This window comes from Elstera litoralis, from assembly GCF_000963705.1.
In the GTDB taxonomy this organism is placed as follows: Bacteria; Pseudomonadota; Alphaproteobacteria; order Elsterales; family Elsteraceae; genus Elstera; species Elstera litoralis.
Window position 1 is genome coordinate 1 of sequence record NZ_LAJY01000177.1, and the last position, 3,246, is coordinate 3,246.

4 protein-coding genes are annotated in these 3,246 nt (G+C 62.7%); all 4 read left to right on the forward strand.

Annotated elements, in window-relative coordinates; translation table 11 throughout:
- Positions 1-337, forward strand: a 337-nt coding sequence (gene rplT, locus VZ95_RS07965) for a 50S ribosomal protein L20 (RefSeq protein WP_156995160.1), incomplete at its 5' end; no start/stop codon positions are given.
- 116 nt (positions 338-453) lie between these two features.
- The gene (gene pheS / locus VZ95_RS07970; RefSeq protein WP_045775380.1) at positions 454-1,554 is read left to right on the forward strand and encodes a phenylalanine--tRNA ligase subunit alpha; all 1,101 of its coding nucleotides are present in this window, start codon (positions 454-456) and stop codon (positions 1,552-1,554) included.
- Entirely contained in the window at positions 1,551-3,158 is a 1,608-nt protein-coding gene (gene pheT, locus VZ95_RS07975) for a phenylalanine--tRNA ligase subunit beta (RefSeq protein WP_052711587.1), read from the forward strand. The genes pheS and pheT overlap by 4 nt, the downstream gene beginning before the upstream one ends.
- Positions 3,074-3,246 (forward strand): hypothetical protein (locus VZ95_RS29210; protein ID WP_198148165.1); only part of this gene is annotated, 173 nt, incomplete at its 3' end. The genes pheT and VZ95_RS29210, both read left to right, overlap by 85 nt.

Below are 3,246 nucleotides of genomic sequence, written 5' to 3' on the forward strand. Positions count from 1 at the left end.
AACGTCCCATGCCCGTCACAAAAAGATTCTTGGTCTTGCCAAGGGTTATCGCGACCGTAATTCGTCCAACTACCGCATTGCGCTGGAAAAGGTCGAAAAGGCGCTGCAATACGCCTATCGGGATCGCCGTAACAAGAAGCGCACCTTCCGCGCGCTTTGGATCCAGCGCATCAATGCCGGTGTGCGGGAACATGGCATGATCTATTCGCAGTTCATCAACGGGCTGAAGAAGGCGGGTATCACGCTGGACCGTAAGGTTCTGTCGGATATTGCCACGCGCGAGCCGGCATCGTTTAAAGCCTTGGTCGAAAAGGCCCAGGCTGCTCTGGCCGCTTAAGTCTGGCGTAACGCCGCTTAACTGCTCAGAGTTGGTATTGGAAGGGCCGTTCCCCCTGCGGAGCGGCCCTTTCTTTTTGAGAATTTTCACGTCTCTTTCGTCGTAAAGGTGCCCCGATGAGCGATCATTCGTCGCTAGAGGAAAGCCAAGCCAAGGCGCTGGCCGAATTCGATGCCGCCGCCGATCTTGCCGCGCTGGATGCGGCGCGCGTTGCCCATTTGGGCAAAAGCGGCACGGTGGCCGGGCTGATGGCCCGCCTCGGCAAGCTGCCGCCGGACGAAAAGCGCGCCTTCGGTCAGGCCGTCAATACGGTCAAGCAAGCGCTGGAAGCGCGGCTTACCGAGCGCCAGACCGTATTGAAGGCCAAAGCCCTGGAAGCGCGGCTGGCGTCCGAGCGCATCGATATTTCCTTGCCCGTCGAAGCCCAGCGCGGCGGAAAGATCCATCCGATCAGCCAGACGATTGACGAGATCGTGGCAATTTTCGGCGAGATGGGTTTCTCCGTCGCCGAGGGGCCGGATATTGAGGATGATTTCCATAATTTCACCGCGCTGAATTTCCCCATCGGCCACCCGGCGCGGGAAATGCACGACACGTTCTACCTGCCGGATGCGCCCGAGCCCGGTAAGGACGGCAGTCATCGCATGCTGCTGCGCACGCACACCTCGCCGGTGCAGGTGCGCACGATGCTGAGCAAGGCCCCGCCAATCCGCGTCATCATTCCCGGCCGCACCTATCGGTCCGACAGCGATATGACGCACACGCCGATGTTCCATCAGGTCGAAGGGCTGGTGATCGACAAAAAGACTCATATGGGCCATTTGCGCGGCTGCCTGACAGATTTCGTCCGCGCCTATTTTGAGGTGGATGATGTGCCGGTGCGTTTTCGCCCCAGCTTTTTCCCCTTCACCGAACCCTCGGCGGAGGTCGATATCGGCTGTCTGCGGCGCGGCGGCGAACTGAAGATCGGTAATTTCGGCGATTGGCTGGAAATCCTCGGCTCCGGCATGGTGCACCCGAACGTCATCCGCGCCTGCGGGCTTGACCCGGAGGAGTACCAGGGCTTTGCTTTCGGCATGGGGATTGAGCGCATCGCCATGCTGAAATACGGCATTCCCGACCTGCGCACCTTCTTCGACGCCGATACCCGTTGGCTCGACCATTACGGCTTCCCGCCGCTCGACATTCCCTCGCTGATTACGGGGTTGGCCCGATGAAATTCCCGCTATCCTGGCTGAAAGAGCATCTCGATACCGATGCGTCGCTGGAAACCATTACCGACGCGCTGACCAGCGTAGGGCTGGAGCTGGAAGGGATCACCGATCCCTCCGCTGCCCTCAAGGGGTTCCGCACCGCGCGTATTATTGAGGCGAAGAAGCACCCGAACGCCGACAAATTGCGCGTCTGCCGCGTCGATACTGGGGCAGGTGAGATTCAAGTCGTCTGCGGTGCCCCCAATGCCCGCGACGGGCTGCTGACCGTGCTCGCCCTGCCCGGCATGACCGTGCCGAACTCCGGTGCGGTGCTGAAGAAGGGTGAGATTCGCGGTGAAGCCTCCGAAGGCATGCTCTGTTCGTCGCGCGAATTGAACCTGTCGGACGAGCATGACGGCATTATGGAGCTTGCCGACGATACCGCTTTGGGCGTGGAACTCGGCGATCTGCTCGGCCTTGCCGATCCGGTCATCGAAATCGCTGTAACGCCGAACCGCGCCGATGCCTTGGGCGTGCGCGGCATTGCGCGGGATCTCGCTGCCAAGGGCCTCGGCACCTTGAAGCCGCTGCCGGTTCCGGCGATTGCCGCCCAGCCCCTGCCCGGCCCCATGATCTCGATTGATCTGCCGGAGAATAATCGCGCCTGCCCGGTCTTCTTCGCCCGCGTGATTAAGGGCGTGAAGAATGGGGAAAGCCCGGCGTGGCTGAAGCAGAAGCTGCAAGCCGTGGGCCTGCGCCCCATTTCGGCGCTGGTCGATATTACCAACCTGCTGACGCTGGACCTCAACCGCCCGGCCCATGTGTTCGATCTCGGTAAGCTGATCGGCGATCTCACGATTCGCCCGGCGGCGGACGGCGAAAGCCTCGCCGCCCTGAACGGCAAGACCTACACACTTGAGCCGGGCATGACGGTCATTGCCGATAGCAGCGGCGTGGTCTCGCTCGGCGGCATCGTCGGCGGCGAGGGCACGGGCTGCGGGTTCGACACGCAGGACGTGTTGCTGGAAATCGCCTATTTCGACCCGCTCAGCACCGCCCGCACCGGCCGCAAGCTGGGGGTTCTGTCGGACGCGCGCTACCGCTTCGAGCGCGGCATTGATAGCGGCTTCTGCGAAGATGGGTTGGCCTTCGCCACGCAATTGATTCTCGATCTCTGCGGCGGCACCCCCGGCCCGGTCATTCAGGCGGGCAATGTGCCCGACACGCGCCGCACGCTCACCCTCCGCCTCAGCCGCTGCGGAAGCCTCGGCGGCGTTGACGTTGGGAACGATGAACAGGCGCGGATTCTGACCGCGCTCGGCTTCGGCGTAACGCCAACCGGCGATACGCTTTCCGTCATCCCGCCGTCGTGGCGCGACGATATTGAGGGCGAGGCCGATCTGGTCGAAGAAGTCTTGCGCATTCACGGGCTCGATTCGATTGTTCCCGTGTCGATGGCCGTCGAAGGCCTGCCCCCGCTGGCGATCTCGCCCGCGCAGAAAACGCCTGACCCAGCTAAAAACGCCTGCTGGCCGGGCGCGGGTTGTTCGAGGCCGTTACCTGGTCCTTCCTTGCCAAAGCCGATGCACTCGCGTTCGGCGGCGGGCAGGACGAATTGGCTGTGGTGAACCCCATCGCCGCTGATCTCGACCATATGCGCCCCTCGGCCCTGCCGAACCTGCTGGCTGCCGCCTCCCGCAACCGCGCGCGCGGTGT

Excerpts from the sequence above, each read along its gene's own strand:
- pheS (WP_045775380.1), top strand. The coding sequence starts at position 454 with ATGAGCGATCATTCGTCGCTAGAGGAAAGCCAAGCCAAGGCGCTGGCC.
- pheT (WP_052711587.1), top strand. The coding sequence starts at position 1,551 with ATGAAATTCCCGCTATCCTGGCTGAAAGAGCATCTCGATACCGATGCG.